General features: G+C 71.5%; 3 protein-coding genes. All 3 read left to right on the top strand.

Features of this window, described 5'->3' with window-relative positions:
• A partial coding sequence (locus VLK61_RS12465; protein WP_325421602.1) for an NAD(P)/FAD-dependent oxidoreductase occupies positions 1–786 on the top strand: 786 nt, incomplete at its 5' end.
• A gap of 67 nt (positions 787–853) precedes the next feature.
• Entirely contained in the window at positions 854–1,834 is a 981-nt protein-coding gene (locus VLK61_RS12470) for a Bug family tripartite tricarboxylate transporter substrate binding protein (RefSeq protein ID WP_325421604.1), read from the top strand.
• Positions 1,835–1,998: 164 nt separating this feature from the next.
• On the top strand, positions 1,999–2,893 hold an 895-nt coding region (locus VLK61_RS12475; RefSeq protein WP_325421606.1), incomplete at its 3' end, for an amidase.

Below are 2,893 nucleotides of genomic sequence, written 5' to 3' on the forward strand. Positions count from 1 at the left end.
GCCGATGCCGCGCTGGCCCGCGTCGGCTGCCTGCGGCCGGAACAGGTGCATGGCGCACTGTTCGAGCGCGATGCGCAGGACATCGACGTGCATGCGCTGCACCAGGGCTTTCTGCGCGGCCTGCGCCGCTTGGGTGGCGAACTGCAACTCGGCGTGGAGATCCAGCGTGCCACGCGTTCCGGCGCGCGCTGGGAACTGGAGCTGGCCGAAGGCGAAGCCCTGCGCGCCGGCACCATCGTCAATGCCGCGGGCGCCTGGGCCGACGAACTGGCGGCGCTGTTCGGCGCGGCGTCCGTCGGCCTGGAGCCGCGCCGCCGCTCGGCCTTCACCTTCAAGGCGCCATCGGGCGTCGACGTGTCGGCCTGGCCGGCGGTGATCGGTGTCGACGAGAGCTACTACTTCAAGCCCGATGCCGGCCGCCTGCTCGGCTCGCCGGCCAATGCCGATCCCACCTTCGCGCACGATGTGCAACCCGAAGCACTGGACGTGGCGATGGGCATCCACCAGATCGAAACCGTCACCACGCTGCAGATCCGTCGTCCGGAAAGCACCTGGGCAGGCCTGCGCTCCTTCGTGGCCGACGGTGAGATGGTCATCGGCTGGGACACCGCCTGCCCCGGCTTCTTCTGGCTGGCCGGCCAGGGCGGCTACGGCATTCAAAGCGCGGCCGGCGCCAGCGCGCTGGCCGACGCGCTGCTGCGCGGCGTGGCCCTGCCCGATGAATTGCGCCAGCACGGTGTCGAGCCGGCAGCGCTGTCACCGGCCCGCCTGCGCCCGTTGGCATGACACGGCATGACCCGGCATGACGCCACGGCCGCCCCATCGTCCCCCCATCTGCACCGAAAGCCCCCCAATGAACTCCACTGCTGTTCACTGCCTGCGTCGTGCGCTGCTGGCCTGCGCCCTGCTCTCCTGCGGCCTCGCCGGCGCGGCCGGCTTTCCGGAACGCCCGCTGACGCTGGTGGCGCCCTACCCGCCCGGCGGCGCCGCCGACGTGCTGGCCCGCATCCTGGCCAAGAAGCTCGAGGAGCAGTTGGGCCAGACCGTGCTGGTCGACAACAAGCCCGGCGCCGGCACGGCCATCGGCGCCGCGGCGGTGGCCAATGCCAAGCCCGACGGCTACACCTTGCTGATCAGCTCCAATTCCACCTTCACGCTGAACCCGGTGCTGAACGCCAAGCTCACCTATGACCCGGTCAAGGGCTTCGAGCCCATCGGCATGGTCGGCTCGGTGGCCCTGGCGCTGCTGACGCACCCGGCCGTGCCGGCCTCAGCCGTGGCGCCGCTGGTGGCCGCCGTGAAGGCCCAGCCGGACAAGTTCGTCTACGGCAGCTTCGGCAATGGCACGACATCGAACTTTGCCGGCGAGATGTTCAATGCCGCCGCCGGCCTGAAGCTGACGCACATCCCGTACAAGGGCAGCTCGCCGCTGATGAGCGACCTGATGGGCGGGCAGATCCCCATCGCCTTCGACACCGTGGTGGCGGCCACGCCGCAGTTCAAGAGCGGCAAGATCAAGGTGCTGGCGGTGACCACCGCCAAACGCTCCAGCCTGCTGCCCGACGTGCCGACGCTGGCCGAATCCGGCTACCCCGGCTTCGAGCTGAAGGCCTGGCTCGCGCTGGTGGCCCCGCGCGGCCTGCCGGCCGAAGCCAGGACGCGGCTCGACAAGGCCCTGGCCGCGCTGATGGCCCAGCCCGACACGCTGGACAAGATGAAGACCGCCGGCTTCGAGCCGGCCTACAGCGTGATCGCCGACTGGCCCGGCATGCTCAACGCCGAGATCGTGCGCATGCGCGCCGTGGCCGAGCAAGCCCATATCAAGGCAGATTGAAGTGAACCACCCCCGATGCGCCTTCGGCGATGCCCCCTCGGGCTTCGCCCTCTCCCCCTCCAGGGGGCCACGCCAGCGGCCCGGCAGAGCCGGATCCGCGGCGTGCGCTTGGCCGCATCGGTTCATGCGTCGTGAGTGGCGCTTCGGCGCCATGGAGAACTGAGATGACCGCCCTCGTCGAACAGTCCGCGGTCGAGTTGCGCCGGCTGATCGGCAGCCGCCAGGTTTCGCCGGTGGAACTGCTGGAGGCCTGCATCGCGCGCATCGAGGCCTTCAATCCCGCGATCAACGCGATCTGCGCCACCGACTTCGAGCGCGCACGCCAGGCCGCGCGCGCGGCCGAGGCGCAGGTGCAACGCGGCGAGCCGCTGGGCCTGCTGCATGGCCTGCCGCTGGGCGTCAAGGATCTGCAGGACACCGCCGGCCTGCTGACGACCTACGGCAACGTGGCGCTGCGCGGCAACGTGCCACGCGCTGATAACGCGTTGGTGGCGCGGCTCCGCGCCGCCGGCGCCATCGTCACGGCCAAGACCAACGTGCCCGACATGGGCGCCGGCGCCAACACCCGCAACCCGGTGTGGGGCGCCACCGGCAACCCCTTCGATCCGGCGCTCAACGCCGGCGGCTCCTCGGGCGGTTCGGCCGCCGCGCTGGCGCTGGACATGCTGCCGATCGCCACCGGCTCCGACACCGGCGGCTCGCTGCGCATCCCGGCGGCGCTGTGCGGCGTGGTCGGCTTGCGGCCTTCGCCCGGGCTGGTGGCCAACGACTGCCGGCCGCTAGGCTGGTCGGTGATCTCGGTGCTGGGGCCGATGGGGCGCAGCGTGGCCGACGTGGCGCTGCAGCTGGCGGCGAGCACCGGGCACGACGCACGCGACCCGCTGTCCTACCCCGCCGAGCCGTGCTGGCCGCTGCCGGCCGTCGACCCGGCGACGCTGCGCGTGGGCTGGACCGAAGACTTCGGTCTGTGCATCGTCGACCCGGAGATCCGGCAGAGCTTTCGCCGCCGCGTCGAGGCCATCCGCCCGCTGGTTGCGCGCTGCGAGCCGCTGGACCTGC

Source organism: Aquabacterium sp., assembly GCF_035476535.1.
Classification (GTDB): Bacteria; Pseudomonadota; Gammaproteobacteria; order Burkholderiales; family Burkholderiaceae_C; genus Pseudaquabacterium.

Coding starts and splice junctions, on each gene's coding strand:
- VLK61_RS12470 (WP_325421604.1), top strand. CDS start 854: ATGAACTCCACTGCTGTTCACTGCCTGCGTCGTGCGCTGCTGGCCTGC.